17 protein-coding genes are annotated in these 19,257 nt (G+C 63.1%); 7 read left to right on the top strand and 10 right to left on the bottom strand.

Annotated elements, in window-relative coordinates; genetic code table 11:
* Positions 1-194 precede the first annotated feature (194 nt).
* The 5 genes from JQ624_RS06810 to JQ624_RS06790 all read left to right on the top strand — a co-directional run bounded on the left by JQ624_RS06810 (position 195) and on the right by JQ624_RS06790 (position 7,837).
* The gene (locus JQ624_RS06810) at positions 195-860 is read left to right on the top strand and encodes a 2-hydroxychromene-2-carboxylate isomerase (protein ID WP_212418077.1); all 666 of its coding nucleotides are present in this window, start codon (positions 195-197) and stop codon (positions 858-860) included.
* A gap of 68 nt (positions 861-928) precedes the next feature.
* Positions 929-2,512 (top strand): class I adenylate-forming enzyme family protein, encoded by a 1,584-nt coding sequence (locus JQ624_RS06805; protein ID WP_212418205.1) that lies wholly within the window; start codon positions 929-931, stop codon positions 2,510-2,512.
* Between the two features lie 49 nt (positions 2,513-2,561).
* Positions 2,562-3,299, top strand: a complete 738-nt coding sequence (locus tag JQ624_RS06800; RefSeq protein WP_212418076.1) for an SDR family oxidoreductase — start codon at positions 2,562-2,564, stop codon at positions 3,297-3,299.
* A gap of 52 nt (positions 3,300-3,351) precedes the next feature.
* Positions 3,352-4,542: an ABC transporter substrate-binding protein gene (locus JQ624_RS06795; RefSeq protein WP_212418075.1), complete on the top strand. Its 1,191-nt coding sequence runs from the start codon at positions 3,352-3,354 to the stop codon at positions 4,540-4,542.
* A 154-nt stretch (positions 4,543-4,696) separates the two neighbouring features.
* Entirely contained in the window at positions 4,697-7,837 is a 3,141-nt protein-coding gene (locus JQ624_RS06790) for a glycoside hydrolase family 113 (RefSeq protein WP_212418074.1), read from the top strand.
* A gap of 18 nt (positions 7,838-7,855) precedes the next feature.
* Here JQ624_RS06790 and JQ624_RS06785 read toward each other — a convergent pair whose 3' ends face one another.
* Both JQ624_RS06785 and JQ624_RS06780 read right to left on the bottom strand, forming a co-directional pair.
* On the bottom strand, positions 7,856-8,227 hold the full coding sequence (locus JQ624_RS06785; RefSeq protein ID WP_212418073.1) for a hypothetical protein: 372 nt from the start codon (positions 8,225-8,227) through the stop codon (positions 7,856-7,858).
* 51 nt (positions 8,228-8,278) lie between these two features.
* Positions 8,279-8,467, bottom strand: coding sequence for a hypothetical protein (locus tag JQ624_RS06780; RefSeq protein ID WP_212418072.1), 189 nt, complete (start codon positions 8,465-8,467; stop codon positions 8,279-8,281).
* A gap of 293 nt (positions 8,468-8,760) precedes the next feature.
* On the opposite strand from JQ624_RS06780, the gene JQ624_RS06775 reads away from it, so the two are divergent.
* Positions 8,761-9,582, top strand: coding sequence for a class I SAM-dependent methyltransferase (locus JQ624_RS06775; protein ID WP_212418071.1), 822 nt, complete (start codon positions 8,761-8,763; stop codon positions 9,580-9,582).
* Between the two features lie 19 nt (positions 9,583-9,601).
* Here the strand turns inward: JQ624_RS06775 and JQ624_RS06770 are convergent, their stop codons facing one another.
* The 4 genes from JQ624_RS06770 to JQ624_RS06755 are packed head-to-tail and all read right to left on the bottom strand — an operon-like array spanning position 9,602 to position 13,272.
* Positions 9,602-10,015 carry a hypothetical protein gene (locus JQ624_RS06770; protein ID WP_249129468.1) on the bottom strand — a complete coding sequence of 138 codons (414 nt, stop codon included), beginning with the start codon at positions 10,013-10,015 and terminating at the stop codon, positions 9,602-9,604.
* Complete coding sequence (locus JQ624_RS06765; protein ID WP_249129466.1) at positions 10,012-11,241, bottom strand: glycosyltransferase family 4 protein; 1,230 nt, start codon at positions 11,239-11,241, stop codon at positions 10,012-10,014. The genes JQ624_RS06770 and JQ624_RS06765 overlap by 4 nt, the downstream gene beginning before the upstream one ends.
* The gene (locus JQ624_RS06760) at positions 11,204-12,481 is read right to left on the bottom strand and encodes a glycosyltransferase (protein ID WP_212418070.1); all 1,278 of its coding nucleotides are present in this window, start codon (positions 12,479-12,481) and stop codon (positions 11,204-11,206) included. The genes JQ624_RS06765 and JQ624_RS06760 overlap by 38 nt, the downstream gene beginning before the upstream one ends.
* Complete coding sequence (locus JQ624_RS06755) at positions 12,478-13,272, bottom strand: WecB/TagA/CpsF family glycosyltransferase (RefSeq protein ID WP_212418069.1); 795 nt, start codon at positions 13,270-13,272, stop codon at positions 12,478-12,480. The genes JQ624_RS06760 and JQ624_RS06755 overlap by 4 nt, the downstream gene beginning before the upstream one ends.
* Before the next feature lie 203 nt (positions 13,273-13,475).
* Here JQ624_RS06755 and JQ624_RS06750 point away from each other — a divergent pair, with 203 nt between their 5' ends.
* Entirely contained in the window at positions 13,476-14,576 is a 1,101-nt protein-coding gene (locus tag JQ624_RS06750) for an endo-1,4-beta-xylanase (RefSeq protein WP_212418068.1), read from the top strand.
* Positions 14,577-14,590: 14 nt separating this feature from the next.
* Here JQ624_RS06750 and JQ624_RS06745 read toward each other — a convergent pair whose 3' ends face one another.
* Genes JQ624_RS06745 through JQ624_RS06730 form a run of 4 tightly spaced genes read right to left on the bottom strand, consistent with a single transcriptional unit; the run spans position 14,591 to position 19,255 of the window.
* Entirely contained in the window at positions 14,591-16,030 is a 1,440-nt protein-coding gene (locus JQ624_RS06745; RefSeq protein ID WP_212418067.1) for a lipopolysaccharide biosynthesis protein, read from the bottom strand.
* 3 nt (positions 16,031-16,033) lie between these two features.
* Positions 16,034-17,089 (bottom strand): acyltransferase, encoded by a 1,056-nt coding sequence (locus JQ624_RS06740; protein ID WP_249129465.1) that lies wholly within the window; start codon positions 17,087-17,089, stop codon positions 16,034-16,036.
* Positions 17,086-18,189 carry an acyltransferase gene (locus JQ624_RS06735; RefSeq protein WP_212418066.1) on the bottom strand — a complete coding sequence of 368 codons (1,104 nt, stop codon included), beginning with the start codon at positions 18,187-18,189 and terminating at the stop codon, positions 17,086-17,088. Before JQ624_RS06735 ends, JQ624_RS06740 begins: the two co-directional genes overlap by 4 nt.
* Positions 18,182-19,255 carry a glycosyltransferase gene (locus JQ624_RS06730; protein WP_212418065.1) on the bottom strand — a complete coding sequence of 358 codons (1,074 nt, stop codon included), beginning with the start codon at positions 19,253-19,255 and terminating at the stop codon, positions 18,182-18,184. The genes JQ624_RS06735 and JQ624_RS06730 overlap by 8 nt, the downstream gene beginning before the upstream one ends.
* Between the last annotated feature and the right edge of the window lie 2 nt (positions 19,256-19,257).

Raw genomic sequence — 19,257 nt, 5'->3', positions numbered from 1 at the left:
CAATCGATTCAGGAACATAACACGTAAATTCCAAATCAGAATGCATAAAATAGGCGGTTTTCTCCGCTTTTGAAAGGATGAACAAATCGCAATCGGCTTGACAGTTCCTTTTTAGAACTGTAACGATCCGGGCCAGATCGAAACCCGGCCAGGCGACCGGGGCCGGCAAGAAATAGGGTGAATGGGAGGATCGAATGGGCGATGAAGGCGCGCTGAAGATTCAGTTCCTGTTCGATTTCGGCAGCCCGAACGCCTATCTGGCGGCGCGCGTGGTTCCGGACATCGAGCGACGGACCGGGACCAGGTTCGATTATGTGCCGGTGCTGCTCGGCGGCATCTACAAGCTCACCGGCAACAGCTCACCCGCCGATTACCTCAGGGGCATCAGGAACAAGCCCGAATACATGGCGCTGGAGACCGAGCGCTTCATCAGGCGCCACGGCATCGCCGCCTTCCGCCGCAACCCGTTCTTCCCGGTGAACACGCTGCAATTGATGCGCGGCGCCGTCGCGGCCGAGGCTGAAGGTGTTTTCTGGCCGTATTTCCAGGCGGTCTATCACCATATGTGGGAAGAGCCCAAGAAGATGGACGATCTCGAGGTGATGCTCGATGCGCTGACTTCGTCGGGAATCGATGCCAACAAAATCGTCGCCCGATCGCAGGATCCTGCCGTCAAGAACCGGTTGATGGCGTTGACGCAGGACGCGGTCGATCGCGGCGCCTTCGGCTCACCGACATTTTTCGTCAACGACGAGATGTTCTTCGGCAAGGATCAGCTTCGCGACGTCGAGGAGGAGATCGTTGCGCAGCAGCGCGCGGTGGCGGCCTCCGACCCGCCAAGGAACTGCCGCGCGTCCTGAAACGCCTAAATCAGGTGGCTACAGCGGGGCCAGAAAAAGGCCCGTCATCGAAGGAGGGTGCGGTGGAGATGGTTATCGAGAAGATCACCGTGCAGGACCTGATCGAAGGTCTCCCTTCGCGCGTGCACGAAGTCTACGCGACGTTCGCTCGCGAAACGCCTGAACATCCGGCGTTCATTGAAGCCGGACGTTCGTGGAGTTACAGGCAATTCTCCGACGCGGTCGAGGCGGCGGCCCGCGATCTGCGCGAGCTGCAGGTCAGGCCCGGCGACCGGGTGATGGTTGCCAGCGAGAACAGCGTTGCCCTTGGGGCGATCCTGTTCGCCATCGGCAAGCTCGATGCTTGGGCCATTGCGGTAAATCCGCGCCTGAGCGCGCGCGAACTCGAACAGATCCGATCCCATAGCGGCGCCCGCCGGGTGTTGTTCAACTCGGCGCTTTCCAAGGAGGCGGCCGATCACGCCTTGCGCGCCGGCGCGGCCACACGCTCGATCGGGCCGTTCGGTGGTATCGGCGTTGGGCCGTTGAACGAAGAGACACGGGCCGAGCCCGTCGCGGTAGACGCCGCGCGCCAGGTCGCGGCGCTGATGTATACTTCGGGCACGACAGGCGCGCCGAAGGGCGTGATGCTCAGCCACCGTAACCTGCTGGTCGCAGCGAAAACGTCCGGTATCCTGCGCAACAGCGGTCCCGCCGACCGGATCTACGGCGTGCTGCCGATGTCGCACATTGTCGGCTATTCGATCCTGCTGATCGCGACCCTGATGCATGGCGCGACGCTGCACGTTGTCGCAAAGGCCGATCCTGCCGCCCTGGCCGAAGCGATCGCGAAGGAAGGGATCACCACGCTTTACGGGGTGCCCGCTACCTATCAGCGTCTGCTCGAATACAAGGCGGTGAAGGGGATATCGCGCCTCGCGCGTGGCCGCTTGCGGATGATGTGCGTGGCGGGCGCGCCGCTCGATCTGACGTTGAAGCGCCGCATGGAGGATGAGTTCGGCATTCCGCTGCTCAACGGCTACGGGATCACCGAGTGTTCGCCGGGCCTTTCCGGCGTGCGGGAGAGCCGGCCCGCCAGGGACGAAACCGTGGGGCCGTTCCTCCCGGGCGTCGAACATCGGATCGTCGACCGCGATGGAAAGGAAATCGCCGACGGCGCCGTCGGCGAGCTGCATGTCCGCGGTCCCAACGTGATGCTGGGCTATTATCGGGCACCGGACCAGACCGCCGCCGCGATCGACCGTGACGGCTGGTTCAACACCGGCGATCTGGCGCGGATGAACCACGAGGGCGATCTCTATATCGAGGGCCGTACCAAGGAGCTCATCATCCGCTCCGGCTTCAACGTCTATCCGGCCGAGGTTGAGGCCGTGCTCAACGCGCACGAATTCGTGGTGCAATCGGCCGTCGTCGGACGGAACGTCAAGGGTAACGAGGAGGTGGTCGCATTCGTCCAGCTTCTGCCCGGCGCTAGAATCGGAGCGGACGAACTCAAGTCGTATTCGGCAGGGCTCCTGACCTCCTACAAGCGGCCGAGCGAAATCGTCTTTCTCGACGCGCTGCCCGCAGCGTCGACCGGAAAGATCCTGAAACACAAGCTGCGGGAAATGGCGAACGAGAGCAGAATTGGCCCGGCGACGGCCGCCGGCTGACATCGTCAGCCGCCGCAAAAGTCCGGCAGCAGCGAACAGGAGAGAATCAATGCCTGAGAGAAACGCGACCGCGGCGATCATCGGTGCCGGAGACTTTATCGGCGCCGAGATTGCCAAGAAATTCGCCGCCGAGGGTTTTACGATCTTCGCCGGGCGCCGCAACGGCGACAAGCTCGCTCCGCTGGTGAACGAAATTCAAGCCAGCGGCGGCAAGATTTTTGCGCGTTCGCTCGATGCCCGCAAGGAAGAGGAAGTCACGGCGTTCCTCAAAGATGCCGACAAGGAAGCGCCGTTGGAGGTCTGCATCTTTAATGTCGGCGCCAACGTCAATTTCCCGATCCTCGATACTACCGAGCGGGTGTTCCGCAAGGTCTGGGAGATGGCCTGCTATTCGGGCTTCCTGGCCGGCCGTGAAGCCGCGCGCCTGATGCTGCCGCGCGGTCAGGGAAACATCTTCTTCACCGGCGCCACCGCCAGCCTGCGGGGCGGACGCGGCTATGCGGCCTTTGCCAGCGCCAAGTTCGGGCTGCGTGCGGTGGCGCAGGCCATGGCGCGCGAACTTGGGCCGCAGAACATCCATGTCGCCCACCTGGTCATCGATTCCGGCGTCGACACCGAATGGGTTCGCCAAAGGCGGATCGAGGCGCTTGGCCCGGACGCGTTGAAAGATCCCGACGCGCTCATGCCGCCGGCATCGGTGGCGGACGCCTATTGGCGGCTCTACGAGCAGCCGCGCAGCGCATGGACGTTCGAAATGGAGATCCGGCCTTTCAAGGAGACGTGGTGATCCGCGGCCGCTTCAGGCCGCGCATGTGAGGGAACAAAGGGGGGAAGCCATCATGAAGAAAGTCGCTATTGCGGTTGCGTTGACGCTTGCGTTCGCGGGCGCACCGCTGCGAGCCGAAACCGTCGGCGTCACCGGGACCGAGATCAAGATCGGCGGAACGTTTCCGTTCAGCGGTCCGGCGTCATCGCTCAGCAATACCGCCAAGGGGCTGATCGCCTACATCACCTCGATCAACGAGCGCGGCGGCATCAACGGCCGCAAGATCAATTACATCAGCTACGACGACGCCTACAGCTCGCCGAAGACGGTCGAGCAAACCAGAAAGCTGGTCGAGAGTGACGAAGTCGCGTTCCTGCTCGGTCCGCTGGGCACGCCCGGCATCAGCGCGACGATCAAATACGTCAACGCCAAGAAAGTCCCGCATCTCTTTGTCGTCAGCGGCGTCACGAAGTTCGCGAACTTCGTCGAATATCCGATGACCACCACCGGCCTGCCCAGCTACCGGACGGAGGGCTCCATCTACGTGCGATACATCTCGCGGACCGCGCCCAACGCGAAGATCGCCATCCTCTATCAGAACGATGATCTGGGTAAGGATTTCGTCGCCGCCTTCAAGGAGCATCTGAAGGGTGACTTCGATAAGAAGGTGGTCGCCTCATCATATGAGGTGACCGAACCCACCATCGATTCCCACGTCGTCACGCTCAAATCGTCCGGGGCGGAAGCATTCCTGCTCGCGGGCACGCCGAAGTTTGCCGCGCAGGCCATCAAGAAGGCCGATGAAATCGGCTGGAAGCCTCTCTTCCTCATCAATCTTGTTTCCACGTCGGTATCGTCCACCATCGTGCCGGCCGGCCCGGAAAAGGCCATTGGCATCGTCGCCGCCACCATGCTGAAGGATGCGAACGACAAGAGGTGGGCAAATGATCCCGGCATGAAATGGTATCGCGCCCATTTCGAAAAGTACCTGCCGGGGGCTGACATCGGCGACGCCAACTATCTGTTCGGAACGCAGCAGGGCCAGATCCTCGAACAGGTACTGAAGCAGTGCGGCGACGATCTTTCGCGCGAGAACATTTTGAAGCAGGCGCGCAGCATTCGCGGATTGTCGCTTCCGACGCTGATTCCGGGAATTGCCGTCAACACCGGGCCCGAGAACAGCATGGCCTACACGCAACTGCAGCTTCAGCGCTGGACTGGAACTTCATGGGAGCAGTTTGGCGACGTCCTGAGCGCAGATTGAGCGGCGAAGTTCCTGCGCCGGAACCCGTGAGGCAATTTTTCAGCGCGTGAATGCGCGCAGAAAAAAATCGTCGGCCACCACGTACAAACCGAAGCGATCTTAAGCTGAACGTTAATCCCTCGCGCTATCCGTCGCACAAAGACGGAGCGCGGTGGTGGCAGATATCTTCGACATTCAGGGTTTTGGCGTGTTGTCCGAATGGAACGGGCAGTTCTCAAGCGCCTCGGCCAAGCAGGCATTTCAAAAGATGGCGTCGCTCGGATCGAACTCGATCGAGCTCACGGCCCGGATCTGGACGCAAACCGGAACCGCCAATTCCGTCTTCGCCGACCCGGCCAAGACCGAAAGCGACGCCAGCCTGCTGACGGGCTTCCAGGCCGCGCATGACGCCGGCCTGTCGGTACTTTTCAAGGCCGCGCTTTCGACGTTGAATGGAACCAGGGTGTCCAGCCTCGCGCCGGCGGACGTCGCTGATTTCTTCGCTTCCTACAAGGCCGAGATCGTCCACCTCGCCACCGTCGCGCAGGCCGGCGGCGTCGAGACGTTCGCCATCGGCAACGAGATGAGCAGCCTGTCCGGCGCGCCATATCGCGGCTATTGGACCGATCTCATTGCGGCGGTCCGCGAGGTCTATCATGGCGAACTGACCTATGCGGCGGCGACCGACGAGGCCGCCCATGTCAGCTTTTGGGACCAGCTCGACACGATCGGCGTCAATACCTATCCGCCATTGACGGCCAGCCACGCGCCGACCGTGCAGGAGCTGGTCGACGCCTGGACCTCCGTTCCGGTCAATCCCTATTTCGCAGCCGCCTTCGACTACAAATCGCCGGTCGACTTTCTCCATTCGCTTGCGACGAAATACGACAAGCCGCTGCTGATGACGGAGGTCGGCTATCGCAGCATCGATGGCACCGCCATTGCGCCGGGATCGTGGACCAGCAATGGCACGCCTGACGTGATGGAGCAGGCGGACGCCTATAACGCCTTCTTCCAGGTCTGGACGTCGCATAGCGGCAGCTGGTTCAAGGGCGCCGAACTCTGGCAATGGGATCTCAACAACCAGTATTCGAGCACGGGCTATTCCGTCATGGGAAAGCCGGCCGAGACAATCGTCTCGCAGTACTTTCACGGCAACGGTTTCGTGCCCGGCCTCACGGCGTCGGGATCGCCGGTCGCCGACATCATCGATCTTGGCCGCGGTAACGACGTCATCAGCGCCGGCTTGGGCGATGACCTCATTCGCGGCAGCGCCGGAGATGACATCATTATCGGCGGGCCCGGCGGCGCCGGTAGATTGGCTGTCACGACCGTTACCTTGGTGGGCTACGGTTCGGTGGTCGAGGGTGTCGGTGCCCAGGCCCAGATCTTGCTCAACGGCAAGCCGGTATCCGGACTGCTGGAATTCAAGCCGGCGGTGGATCCTGCGGGTTACCAGACCTTCACGGTCAGCTTCGAGAACCCCGAGGCGATCGCCAGCATCGACATCTCGCTGGCGAACGCCACGCCGGGACGCGCGCTGCACATCAAGGATTTTCTGATCAACGGCGTTGCCGTCACGCCTGCCAACGCCACCAACGCCAGTTCGCCCGGCACGTTCGACCTTTACGTCCGCAACATCCATGTCGACGCGTCCAGTCACCAGGACTGGTTCCTTGGCGCATCGACCGACAACGACGTGATCGATGGCGGGGCAGGCGACGATCTCATCGCAGGCGGCGCCGGCAACGACGACATCGACGGCGGAGATGGAAGCGATACGGCGGTATTCGCCGGCAGTGCCCGTGACTACGACATCACTATCGTCGGCGGACAGCTCGTGGTGCGCGACCGGAGCGCGGACCGCGACGGCCAAGACCATCTCGTGAACGTCGAATTTCTGCAATTCGCCGACGGCATCGTCGATGCCGGCCATCTGCTGGCGAGACTGTCGGGTCTTTCCGGCGATGCGCTTCAGGTGCTGGCGACCGACGGCGCCGGAAACATCACCAGCCAGACGGTTCGCCATGCCGACGGTTCGCGCGACGTCTATCTATCCGAAATCACCGGCAAGGATTATGCATCCGAGCATGACGTCATCAGCGCGACCGGCCGTACGGTTCTTGCCGAGCGCTTCTTTTCCGACGGCGATCTTGCCTTTCGGCAAACGGTCAACGGCGATGGCTCGGTCGACAGCGCCTCCTATGATGCAGAGGGTCATCTTCTCAATTTCCTGAAGCGTTTTGCCGACGGCTCCTTCGGTCAGTTCACCTACGATGCGTCGGGATCGCAGACCGGCGAAACGATCCGGCATGCCGACGGCTCGCGCGACGTCTATAGCTATGGCATCACCGGCATGGAGTACGCTTCACAGCACGTGATCAGCGATTCTTCCGGCCACAGCGTGCTGATCGAGCAGTTCCATGCCGACGGCACGCTGGCCCTGAAGCAGACGGTCGACGCCAACGGCGTCCGCACACTCGTTCAATATGATCAATCCGGGCCCATCGCCCAGCAGACGGTCACGCAGACGGATGGCTCCTACGTCCAGTCCAGTTACGCGGCGGACGGCGTCTTGAACGGCGAAACAGCGCGGCACGCCGACGGGTCCCGCGACATCTACAGCTACGGCATTGTTGGCAAGGACTATTCTTCGCAACATCTGGTCAACGACCCCGCCGGACATAGCGTGCTGATCGAACGTTTTCATTCCGACGGAACGTTGGCGCTGAAGCAGACCGTCGACGCCACCGGGGCCAGGACGCTCGACAAATATGACCAGGCCGGTCACCTCGTGCAGGAGACGGTGACACAAGGGAACGGGTCCTATCTTCAATCCAACTACGCGCCGGATGGCGCCCTGATCTCCCAAACGACCCGGCATGCCGACGGTGGCCGGGACGTCGATACCTATGGCATCGCGGGCCTGGCCTATTCGGCGCGCCACGATGTTTTCGATGCGGCAGGGCACAGGCTTGCGACCACCTTCGACAACCATGACGGCTCGCACACCATGACGGCCTATGCGTCCGGCGTCACGCTGACGTCTACGGCCGCGAGCGACATCATGAACAGCGCGGGCGGCGACACGTTTGTCTTCAAGGAGGCGGCCGGACACGACGTGATCCACGGTTTCAAGGCCGGAGATTCCGCAGGTCACGACGTCGTCCAGATCGACTCGACGATCGCCGCCGACATCGCGCATCTTTCCATCCACGTCGTCGGACACGACACGGTCATCGATCTCGGCCATGACGCATCCATCACGCTCACCGGCGTGACGTCCCTGACCGCGGGTCATCTGCTCTTCATCTGACGGCGGGGACGCGGCGGTTCAGTCCTGTTCGGGGCCGACGGTTATGACCATGACACCGTCGATCTTGATCAGGAACGTCATGGTGGGCTGGTCGGACCCCGGAGCCCGTTCGACCGCATGCCGGAACGCCGCGATCTCCTCTGGCGCGGCTATCCGCAGGCCGAGCGTTGAATCTGGCCCGCAGACCGGGACGCCGTCCGATGTGAGCGCGGCCAGATCGGTCTGCAGGTCGGCATCGCGACAGATTTCCTGCGCGGCTGCAAGGCCGTTTGCCTCAAAGGCGAGCGTCGGCTTCCGGTCGATGTCGAGGACAAAAACCTGAAGCGAGCCTGGTACGTCCGCTCGCTGCGATGGTTCGTGGGCTGACACGCCAAACAACTCCTCGATCACTCAAGCCGGGCCGACGGGTCAAGATTTGCTCAGGGTCGGGAATTGTCAAATTCACAATCGTTGCGTCGCGAATGCCGGGTTATTCCGGCTGAAGCCGATGTCTTCCGGTTGGCGGCGCCTGGCCGGGTTGGAAGGCGTTTCGAGGAATCCCAATATTTGGTGCGAAACAACGGAGCGGGTTTGTGCGTTGCGTTCCAGCAAGCCCTCCCGGTAGCGTCGGGCTGCAGCTTCCTGCGACATCCAAACGACATCCAGATTGCGACCATCCGAATAGTTCCCCGGTCCCGCATTGTTGCGCTGTCAGTGCATTCGAAATAGCATCGATTGCGAACAGGCGTGGGCAGGGCAGAAGAAATGACATGTGAGGCCCTTCTTTGCAGCTTTCTGCCGTCGACCGCTCGGTAGCGAATACGGAACCCACGCACTGGAAAAAACGCCTTCGCTGCCCCCGCTGTTCGTCGGCGCTGCGGAACGCGTGGTCACAGCCGTCCTGTTCGAACCGTGCCTGCGATTATAGCAGGGCCGGGTTTCCCATGGTCGGCGCGCAACCGGTGCTGATCGATTTTGCGGCCAGCATTTTTGAGCGCCGAATATACGACGCCGAGAACGGCTCGGTGCTGCTGCGGGACGTCAGCCGCCGTTCCATCGGGTCGCGGCTGCATCGCCTGACCTTCGGGGGTAATCCGGTGGCGGTCTCCAACAGCGCGAAATTCATCGATCTGCTGAAGCAGGAGGTGCGGCGGCCGGTCGTGCTTGTGGTCGGCGGCGGCACGATCGGTTCGGGCGCAGAGGAGCTCTACCGGGATGATTCCATCGAATTGGTCGGCACCGACGTTTATGCCTCGCCGCATACCGTGCTGGTGGCCGACGCCCACAGACTGCCGTTCGAAGACGGCGTGTTCGACGGGGTCTGGGTGCAGGCGGTGCTGGAACACGTGCTGGAACCTACAACGGTCGTTGCCGAGTTGCATCGCGTGTTGCGGCAGGAGGGCCTGGTCTATGCAGAGACGCCGTTCATGCAGCAGGTGCATGAGCGGGCCTATGACTTCTCGCGTTTCACGCAGAGCGGTCATCGCTGGCTGTTCAGGCGATTTTCCGAGATCAGCGCAGGACCTGTGGGCGGCGCCGGCGTGGCGCTGGCGTGGTCGATCCGCTATTTCTCGCGCGCGCTCGGCGCGGGCAACAAGCTGTCGCGCCTGATTGTGCTGCCGTTCTTCTGGATCAGATATCTCGATGCATTCGGCCGCGGCCGGGCCGCAGCCGACGCCGCCAGCGGTTTCTTCTTTCTCGGGCGCAGGGCCGAACAGGCGATGGATCCGCACGCCATGCCGGAATACTACAACCGGCAAAAGTGAGGTTCGGCGCGAGCGGGCCTTACGAAAGGCCCTTAATCTTCTTGCATGGCGTCGACGCGGTCGACGACATCCGCGCGACGTCGGTTACGGAGCGGATCGAAAGCTTTTCCTTAGCCGTGATGAAGCGCAGCACGCCGTGCGGATGAGCGTCGCAGAACTGCGCCAGCGTGGCGGCCGTTGCCGAAATACTGTCCTGCTTGGGGATCACGGCGATGCCGCCGTCCCTCAGCATGTATGCATCCTTCACGTTGGCCATGGCTGATGTCGCGATGCAGACCTTGAACAGGTCGTTGTAGGCTTGCGGCGTCAGGGCCTGGTCACCGCCGGGCGTGCCCAGCAGATACTCGCGGCTCTTGCGGCAGTTCTCGCTATCCGCCCGCGCCGCACCGGCCGCGAGCACGAGCAGCATCGCGGTCGCGACCACGAGCTTCATGCCACGGTTCCGATGGCGCGGCCCGGAGATATCCGCTTGCCGGCATAGGCCAGGCCGTAGGTTGTCGCCGCGCAGCGTTCCCATGAAAGGGCGCGGGCATGGGCGGATGCGCCCGCCGCGAGAATGGCACGCAGGCCTCGATCCGCGGCCAGCTCCGCGATCGCCTGCGATATGCTCTCCACCGACGGCGGCACGAGAATTCCGGTCTCGTCGGCGAGCACGGCGTCAGGGACGCCACCGACCTCGGTCGCGACGCTCGGCAGGCCGGCGGCGCCGGCCTCGAGATAGACCAGTCCAAATCCCTCCACCCGGCCGGTTGTGTCGGGCAATCCCGTCAGGCAAAAGAAATCCGAAGCGGCGTAGAGATCGCGGATCGCCTCGTTCGGCTGCGGGCCGAGGAAACGAATGTCGCAGGCCGCCGCGTCGGCGTCGCGCCGCAGGGCATCGACATAATCGGCTTCGCCGTCCGGCCCGATCACGAGCCAAGTGATGCGATGGCGCAGATGGTCCGGAAGCTGCGACAAGGCGGCGAGCGTCAGGTGATGTCCCTTGCGGCGCGTGATCCGCGCGACCGTGATCATCACCAGCCGGTCTTCCGGCAGCCGATAGGCCAGGCGAATCTCGCGGCGTTTCCTTGGCGCGCCGAACCAGAATTCCGATACGCCCAGATTGATCGCGCTGATCCTGCGCGGGTCGACGGCAAACCGCTCGCGGAACAGCGTCTCGGTAAACCGGCTATTGGCGACGACCTCCGTGCGCGGTCCGAACACGCCGGCGCCGCGGATCGCCATGCGCTTCAGCGGCGTCTGCGTCTCGTTGATCTCGGTGCCATGCACCGTCATCAAGACCCGCGCCGGCGTTCGCCATCTGGAAAGCGCGAGTGGGATGAAGAACGGCCAGTCGGCGGCATGGACCACATCGTATCGATCGCCGCGGACGCCGCGGCGCGCCAGCATGATCTTGGCCGGCAGATCGCGCATGGAATGGAGACCGCCGCGAAATCGAATGACCTCGAAGGGCAGGGACCGGTCGTCGTCGTTGGTCTGTTGCGCGTAATCGGGCGCCACCACGGTGACCTTTGCGCCGAGCCGGCTGGCGGCCGCCGCGATTTCGCGGGCATAGGTGCCAATGCCTCCCATCGCGGGAGCGAACTCGCTGGTCAACAGAAGGATGTTCAATCCGGTGCCCTCAATAGGTCGGCGCCGCGGCGGCAAGTCCGCGCGCATCCTGAATTTCCTGATGATAGCGGAACACCCGCGCGAGCTGGGTGCCCGGGGTGAACGACCTGATGTTGTCGGCGATTTGCACCGGATTCATCGCGCCCGCCTCGATGGCCGTCCTGATATCGACGAACCGCTGGACGAGCGTATCCACCATGTCGTCGCGACTGCCGTCCCGAGCCACCAGATAGCCGCTGACGCCAGGGCGGATCACGGGTTCGAGCTGCGGCAGGTGCATGGCAACGACGGGACGGCCCACCGCCAGGGTCTCAAGCACGCAACGCGGCATGCCTTCGAACTCGGAGGTCAGTATGCCGGCATGTGCACTCGCCAGCGTCTCCGCCATGCCGGCGGCATCCTTGAAGCCGTGGCGCACGGTGATGTCCTCGATATCTGCGAATTCCTCGAAGCGGTGCGGATCGCTGGTGCCGATGTAGTGAAACCTGACATCGCCATTCAATCGCCGCCGCAGGCGTTCGATGGCGCGAAACATCAACGGCGGATCCTTGAACTCATCGAGCCGGCCCGCGAACACGATCTGGAACGGCGAAGAGCTCAACGGCCAGAGTTGCGGCTTGAAGATATCCGTGTTGACCCATGTCCAGAGTGTGTCGATCTTGTCCTTGCGGCGCGGATAGGTCTGCTGCAGCCGCTCGGTGATGAATGGATTGACGCAAAGGAATTTCTCGCTCATGGCGACGGCGAACCGCTCGCCGGTGTTGTGAACGAAGGCGTATTTCCGCAGCAGCGAATCCATCTGCAATTTCGGCGCGCCCTCGCCGTGAAGCATCTGCACGAATGGCAGCCGCAGGATTGCCGGCAGCCAGGAGAATTCAACGCGCCGCAGATCGACCGAGCATCGCCTGGCGCGGATCAGCCTTGCGATCGGGCCGAAGTGGCGGAGCAGCGCCATGAAGAACTGCCCGGTTAGCGAGGTGCGGATCGTGCGGGCCGCCTCGCGCGCCTGCTGGTCCGAATAATGCAGGATGGGCAGGAAGTCGAAGCCGCGGCCACGGAACGTCAGCCGGTGAAGCTTTCCCAGCTCCAGCTCGCCCGTCGAGTCGACGCCGATAAAGAGGATATCGGTGTCAACAGGATGGAAGGTAATGAAGTCGCGGATGTAGGTTTCGAGGCCGCCGACCTTCTGGCCGCGCGGGTCGAACGGATGGATCAGGCAGATCTGATAGCGCGGCTTGATACGGCTGGTGTTTCGCGCCCGCAGCGCCAGGGTCAATGTTGAAGTCATGCGGCTTTCCTCATGCGTGCCTGGATGATTTGCGGAATGGTTCGCGCAACGAGACGCGGAACCGCGCTCATGCATCTGACGTAACGGGGACCGAGCCGCCGCGGCTCGCGCAGCATGCGCCACGCCCACTCCAGTCCGGTTCTGCGCGCGATAGACGGTGCGCGGTTCTGCGTGCCGGCAATGAAATCGAGCGCCGCCCCGATGCATAACACGCCGGTTCCGTTCAGCTCGTCGAGGCATCTCGCCGCGAACAATTCCTGCCGTGGCGCGCCCAGCGCAACGAAGCAGAGCCGGGCGCCTGAGGCACGAATGCTTTCGATCGCAGCATCGGCTTCGCTGGAATAGGGATCGAACCCCGGTCCCGGTGCAAGGCATCCCGCGATCTGCAATCCCCTGAATCGTTCCGACAAACGCCGCGCCGTTACCTTCAGCGTGAGATCGTTCGCGCCTAACAGAAAGACCGAAAGACCTTTCCTCCGCGCTTCCGCGCAGACCGGTTCGACGAGATCGGCGCCGGTCGTCCGCTCGATTCGCGTGCCCATGAGACGGCTCAGCACGACGATCGGGAACCCGTCCGCTGTGACAAATCGGGCACGGCGATAGGCGGCGCGAAAGTTCGCGTGTTGCTGCAATTGAACAACGTGATCGAGATTGAGCGTGCAGACGCTGAAGTTGTCGCCACGTTGCGCAGCCGACACGATCGACGAGACCGCCTCGGGGAGCGATGGAACATTGATGGCGATGCCGTCGACCGTGAGGCTGGGCTGCAACGATATTGGCGGTTCCGCCATGTCGACCTCCTGACGATGATTTGATTGAGAGATGCGTTCACGCTGGACGATCGACATGCCCGTGCTTCGCGGCGGGAACTGTCAGCCGAAAAATTCTCGATCGGCATCGTCACGAAATCGAACTAATGCGACGCAACGATGGCGATGTCGCAGCGCGAACGACAACACGTTGCGACGAATCATTCACATGATGGAGATCAGCTATGCAGCAGTGGTCGAGGCGAAATGCGCTCGCTCTCATCGCAGGTGCAAGTGTTGCGTCGTACGGGAAGAAAGCATTCGCCGCGCAGCCTGCGCAGAGTCTCGGCGCCATCGCAGCGCGCAACGGAATCGTGTTCGGCGCGGCTGCAGGTCCTGTCATCGACAAGGACCGTGCCTATCGCGAGCTCTATCAGACGCAGACGCGTATCGTTACGACTGACATTGCGATGAAGATGGGAACCATCGCACCGCAACCAGGACCAAAGCGATTCGAGAGCGCGGACCGGCTGCTGCAATTCTGTGCAAGCAACAACATTCCGATGCGCGGCCATTGCCTGATCTGGAACGAATGGGTTCCGCAATGGGTCAGGAACATGAGCGGCGCCGAGCGCGAAAAATTCTTCGATTCCTATATCGAGGAAGTGGCTGCCCGTTACGTCGGCAAGCTGCACTCCTGGGATGTCGTCAACGAACCGTTCTGGCCCGGGCACAAGGCGCCCGGCGGTTACAGGCTCGGTCCATGGTACGATACGTTCGGCACGGGATATGTTCGCCGCGCCTTCGAACGTGTGGCGACGGTCGACCGGAAGACCAGACTGGTTCTCAACGAGGCGCAGAGCGAGCGCGACGATGAGGTCGGTCTCACGGTGCGCAAGGGATTGCTGCAACTGGTCGACGAATTGAAGCATGCCGGCGTGCCGTTGCATGCGGTCGGATTGCAAAGCCACCTGCAACCACGGTACCCGCACGACCCCGGACGTTTTGCCGAATTCCTTCATGCGCTCGCCGATCGTGGCGTCGATATCTATCTGACCGAATTCGACGTGCGCGACGACACGTTTCCGGACGACATCGCGGCACGCGATGCCATGATCGCCGAGACGGCCGAAAGATTCCTGAACAACGCGCTACGCGTTCCGGCGGTCAAGGTGGTCATCGCGTGGGAACTTGCCGATAACTACTCGTTCTATACCGACGCGGCGAAGAAGAAGGATCCCCTCGCGCAGCGGCTGCCCCGGCCTCTCCCGTTCGATTCGTCGATGCAAAAGAAGCCGCTCTGGTTCGCGATGGCGCGCGCGTTCGAGAATACCAGGAAGTCGTGAGCGCCGATCGACGCTCATGCCCCCGAATGCTGGGGGCGTGGGCGGAGTATCCGCAGCAGCGACGGCGCGTAGAGCAGGGCGAGCGCGCTGAAATAGACGGCGGCGCCTGCCGTGACATGCGCCGCCAACACAGCGAGGGTGCGGGCTTCCGGGAAGATCCGCAGCAGCGCCGCCATCGCGATCGTGGCGAAAGCGATGCGCACCAGATGGCCGACCGGAAGGCGCAGGCCAAACCGGGTAATCCCGATCGAGAAGCTGACGCTTGCCGCGGCCAGCGCCGCCAGCACGGTGGCGCCGGCGACGCCGGGCAGCCCCCAGCGCGGCAGCAACAGGGCGCTCAACACCACGGTCATCAACGCGTCGATTGCCGCAATGGCCATCATCCAGCGCGTGCGGTTCTGCAGCAGAAACACCTGGTCGGCGAAATGGGCGCGCAGGTTGCGGATCGCGCCGGCAAGGGTGGAGAGCGGCAGGACGGCGAGCGTCACCGCTTGAAACGGCGCCGCGATCAATAGATGCACGATCTCCGTTCTCAGCATGAAGATGCCGGCGAGGCTCGGCGCCAGGATCGCGACCAGCAGCGCGCTATTGGCGGCAAGCTGGCGCATGCCGGCCTGACTGCCTTCCTGTTCCATGCTCTTTACCGCCAGCGGGAACGCGGCGGCCGTCACCAGCATGGCCGCGACCGCCGCCGCCCGCTGGCCGAGGCCGTAACCGACCGCGAACAGCCCGGCTGCGGCAACGCCGGACATGTCGTTGACGATGAAGCGCGACGCATTGAGGCCGACCCAGCCGAGCGCGCCGCCTATGATCAGCGGAATGCCGTAGCGCAGCGCGTGCACGACAATCTCCCGGTCGATGGGCCAAAGGCGGTAGCCACAGCGGAGTGTCGGTATCACGATCAGCGCTGCGATCAGTTGCGCCGCGGCGTATCCCGCAAGCGGCCACTCCGCCGATTGGCCGAACAATCTGATCAACGCCAGGCCGGCGACAAATCCGACCGACGGCCCGAACACCTGCTGGATCGTGTATACCCGGATCTGCTGCTGCGCGCGGGCGCGCTCGCCGATATAGACGTTGAGGGATCGGGTTATCACGTAGGCCGCGGCGGCAAGGAGAAGGCCCGTTCTGGCGCCGGGCGCAATGACCAGAAGCAGAATTCCGATGACGGCTGCGCTTTGCAGCACCACGGACGCCAACAGGACCGCATTTTCGGTGCGGTAGAAGCGCGGCGCATCGTTGACGTCCTGGTAGCGTCCGAGGAAACGCAGCGCATATTGCGACCACCAGGCGAGAAAGCCGATCTGCAGCAATTCGTGCGTGGCGGTGATCAGCGTGATGACACCGAGCGTGTGTTCGTCGACGACATGCGTCCATACGATCATCGCCAGCAGCTGGAACAGCGGTCCGACGAACTGCGCCGGCAGATAGAGCAGGGTGTGTTTCAGGAGCATCGCTCAGGCCCCCAGCCAGCGGCAGAGTCGGCGGGAAGCGAACTGCCGGAGGGCCAGCAGCGCGGCGGTAGAGACGAGGACGGTCAAGGTGCAGCAAACGGCAAAGCTGGCGACGCCGTCGAGCTGGCGCAGCCCAAAGTGATCGCGCAGCGCCATGACGATGAAGATGTGCCAGAGATAGATGAAGTAGCTGCCCGAGCCGAACCATCCAAGCAGCGGCGCGCCCGGCTGGATGGCGAACAGTGCGATGCAGAACAGGGCTGCATAGACGAGGAACGCGGTCGAATCGTAGGTGGCGGCGTCGCCAAGGCCGAGAATGCGCACGGCGGCGTAGACGATGTAGGCGGCCAGCATGGCGCCAAGCAACGCGCGGCGCATGCCCTGGTCGCTCAGGTCCGCGAACATCGCGGTCAGCGCGCCGATCGCGACAAACGAGAACCAAAACGGAATGTCGCGCATGCGGACTTCGTCGAGCAAGGCGTCCGAGGCGCCGAGCCTGGACATGGCCGGGTCGAGATAGCTGCCGGCAAGCAGACCGCAGCCGATCGCGAGGATCAGCAGCGCCGCGATCCGCTTTCTTGAATCCGACTGTCCCGTCTCGCCAACCGCAAGGACGAGCCACAGGCCGAGCGTGCAGCAGACATAGACGAAGACGTAGTAGTAGACGAATACGTATCCCAGTCCGAACCGCGCGAGCGTCGTGCCGATGCGATGGTCCATCGCCGGATTATGCAGCGCCATGTAGACATAGGCGGCGGCGAACGCGATCGCGTAGGGAATCAAGGCCGCCTTCAATCGCCTCGCAAGCGGCACGCGGCCGGAAAGCGCCGTCAGATATCCTGATACGAACAGGAAGACCGGCACGCAGGGCCGCAGCGCCGCGTCGAGCGATTTTTCCCAGATAGCATCAAGCGGCTGCGGCAGCGAATGGATTCCGATCACCATCAGGATGGCGATGCCGCGCATGGCGTCGATGACGCCATCGCGGCTTTTGGCCGGCGCATGGGTCACGCTCAGAGATCGCGGGTTTGCCGCTATGCGCTCTACGACCGTCATCATGTGCCCTCCTGCCGTGAGATCGCAGGAGACGGCGCGGGCCTGATAGCGCGGCGGTCGTAGGCCTCGGTCAGATATCGCCGCAGCGGCGTTTCGAACGTACGCAGCGAGACGACACTTGCGAATGCAAGAACGACGATCGCTACCGGTGCAAGAATCAGCCGCTCCTGCGGCGACAGGGACAGAAGCCGCGATCCGAAGGTGATGATGACGGTCGCAACTGGAATATGCAGCATGTAGCAGGAATAGGTCAGCGGCGACCAGCGATCGAAGCGGAGCCGCGACAGCAGCGTCTCGCGCCCTGCGCAATCGGCCTGAACGGCAAGCATCGCGATAGCGTAGATCGCGACCAGGGCGGTCATCGTCGGCAGCCACGAGCCGAGCACGATAAATGCGGCTAGCGATGCGGCCAGCGCGCCGGGAATCACAGGCCAACGCGCGATCCGGTCGCGAAACAGATAGCAGGCCATGCCGAGGTTGAAGGCCGGCAGCGCCCTGAAGGCGCCGCCCTGGTTGATCCAGTCGGCCCACGGCGTCGTTCCTGCCGCCCACACCCAAAGGGAGTTGGCGAGCGCGGTGAGGGCCACGAGCGCAATGATCGCCTCCTTGCGGCGTTGCGCGATCAGCGCGACGAGCGGAAAAAGCAGATAGCAGAACATCTCCGCCGACAGCGACCAACTCGGGAAGTTGAACGTCAGGCGCTCGCCGATGAAGGCGTGAAGCAGCAGGAACTGCGCGGGCAGGTCGGAAAGCGGGTAGCGGGCGGGGTTGTCCGTCCGGGCGGCGCCGAAATGAAGCGCTCCGGCAAGCGCCACATAGAAGGCTAGCGTGACGAGATGCAGCGGATAGATGCGGGCGAGGCGACGCCAGAGAAAGCGGCCGATCGATCCGGCATCATTGACGCGGCCGAAATATTGCCGGGCGATGACAAAGCCGGAGACGACAAAGAACAGATCGACGAACAGATTGAAATGCCAGGTGCGCGCGACCATGAAACGGCCGATCGTCACGTCCTTGAAGTAATCGGAATAGTGCAGGACCACAACGGCGCCGGCCGCAATGATCCGCAACCCATCCTGATGCCTTGTGCTGGTCTCATGCAACGCTACGATACTCCGGGCTCGCATTTCCTCGACGGTGAGCAAGGCGTGCGATCAGGCTGATGACATTTTCGCGGTCGCCGCGCGCCAGATCGTTCCAGCGCGCCAGATTGCGCACGGCCAGTGTCACGTACCGGACGCGCCAGTCTTCGTTCGACAGGGCAGCCGCGATCTGCGCGGCTGCAGCAGCGGGGTCGGCGGTATCGACGTAGATGCCGGACTCGCCAAGCACCTCGCGGAAAATGGCGGCATCGGGGGCGATGATCGGTAGGCCGGCGTGCTGCGCCTCCAGCAGCGGCAACCCCAGGCCTTCGTCATGGGAGGTGCAGATGAACAGGTCGGCGGCGTCAAGCAACTGATTGACCCGCTCAGTGGATTGATATCCGTGCAGCGTAACGCCGGGTTGGCTCACCAGCGCTTGCCAGTCGTCGCCCCATCCCGATCTGCCGACGATGTCCAACGTCGCTTCCGGAAATCCCTGCATGCGCAACGCGTCGAGGATTTGTGCCGCCGCCCTGAAATTCTTGCGCGGCTCGACCGTGCCCAGCGCGATCAGCCGAAGAGGTTTGGGCTGCGCGCTGCGTTCGCCGCGTTGCCCGGGGTCGAGGCCAAACACGTTGCGGACCGAAGGCCGATAGAGCGTCACTTCCGCGTCGGGCCGGCAATGCGCGGCAAGTTTGCGCTTCGTATCGCCGGAATTGGCAAGAAAGCGCGGGTAGTGCCGCAGCGCGAGCTTGAAGGGCCCGGCCATATAGAGTCGGGCCCGCATGTTGAGCTCGGCGCGCCGCGTGATCAGGAAGTCATCGTGGATATAGGGCAGCACCCGCGATGCGAACGGCCGCAGCAGCGGGCTCGGGGGAAAGCCGGGACACAGCAGGATCGAGGACGAGGCGGCGAGTCGCATCGGCAAACCCAGGGTCTGCGTTGTCAGCATCTGGCGAAGACCTTGCGCCTTCACCGGTACGACATCGAGCGGCGCAAGCGCGGCCTCGGAGAACAGCTCCAGCGTGATGCGCTCAAGGCCGGTGACGTGACGTCCGAGATGGGTGTTGTCGACATAGATGGTCATGC

The sequence above is a fragment of the Bradyrhizobium sp. AUGA SZCCT0283 genome, assembly GCF_018130385.1.
Taxonomy (GTDB): Bacteria; Pseudomonadota; Alphaproteobacteria; order Rhizobiales; family Xanthobacteraceae; genus Bradyrhizobium.
The sequence above is the reverse complement of the archived record's forward strand: the minus strand, read 5'-3'. Positions and strand labels throughout refer to the sequence as shown.

Excerpts from the sequence above, each read along its gene's own strand:
- JQ624_RS06810 (WP_212418077.1), top strand. The coding sequence starts at position 195 with ATGGGCGATGAAGGCGCGCTGAAGATTCAGTTCCTGTTCGATTTCGGC.
- JQ624_RS06805 (WP_212418205.1), top strand. The coding sequence starts at position 929 with ATGGTTATCGAGAAGATCACCGTGCAGGACCTGATCGAAGGTCTCCCT.
- JQ624_RS06800 (WP_212418076.1), top strand. The coding sequence starts at position 2,562 with ATGCCTGAGAGAAACGCGACCGCGGCGATCATCGGTGCCGGAGACTTT.
- JQ624_RS06795 (WP_212418075.1), top strand. The coding sequence starts at position 3,352 with ATGAAGAAAGTCGCTATTGCGGTTGCGTTGACGCTTGCGTTCGCGGGC.
- JQ624_RS06780 (WP_212418072.1), bottom strand. The coding sequence starts at position 8,467 with ATGTCGCAGGAAGCTGCAGCCCGACGCTACCGGGAGGGCTTGCTGGAA.
- JQ624_RS06775 (WP_212418071.1), top strand. The coding sequence starts at position 8,761 with ATGGTCGGCGCGCAACCGGTGCTGATCGATTTTGCGGCCAGCATTTTT.
- JQ624_RS06770 (WP_249129468.1), bottom strand. The coding sequence starts at position 10,015 with ATGAAGCTCGTGGTCGCGACCGCGATGCTGCTCGTGCTCGCGGCCGGT.
- JQ624_RS06765 (WP_249129466.1), bottom strand. The coding sequence starts at position 11,241 with ATGCGCGCGGACTTGCCGCCGCGGCGCCGACCTATTGAGGGCACCGGA.
- JQ624_RS06760 (WP_212418070.1), bottom strand. The coding sequence starts at position 12,481 with ATGACTTCAACATTGACCCTGGCGCTGCGGGCGCGAAACACCAGCCGT.
- JQ624_RS06755 (WP_212418069.1), bottom strand. The coding sequence starts at position 13,272 with ATGGCGGAACCGCCAATATCGTTGCAGCCCAGCCTCACGGTCGACGGC.
- JQ624_RS06750 (WP_212418068.1), top strand. The coding sequence starts at position 13,476 with ATGCAGCAGTGGTCGAGGCGAAATGCGCTCGCTCTCATCGCAGGTGCA.
- JQ624_RS06745 (WP_212418067.1), bottom strand. The coding sequence starts at position 16,030 with ATGCTCCTGAAACACACCCTGCTCTATCTGCCGGCGCAGTTCGTCGGA.
- JQ624_RS06740 (WP_249129465.1), bottom strand. The coding sequence starts at position 17,089 with ATGATGACGGTCGTAGAGCGCATAGCGGCAAACCCGCGATCTCTGAGC.
- JQ624_RS06730 (WP_212418065.1), bottom strand. The coding sequence starts at position 19,255 with ATGACCATCTATGTCGACAACACCCATCTCGGACGTCACGTCACCGGC.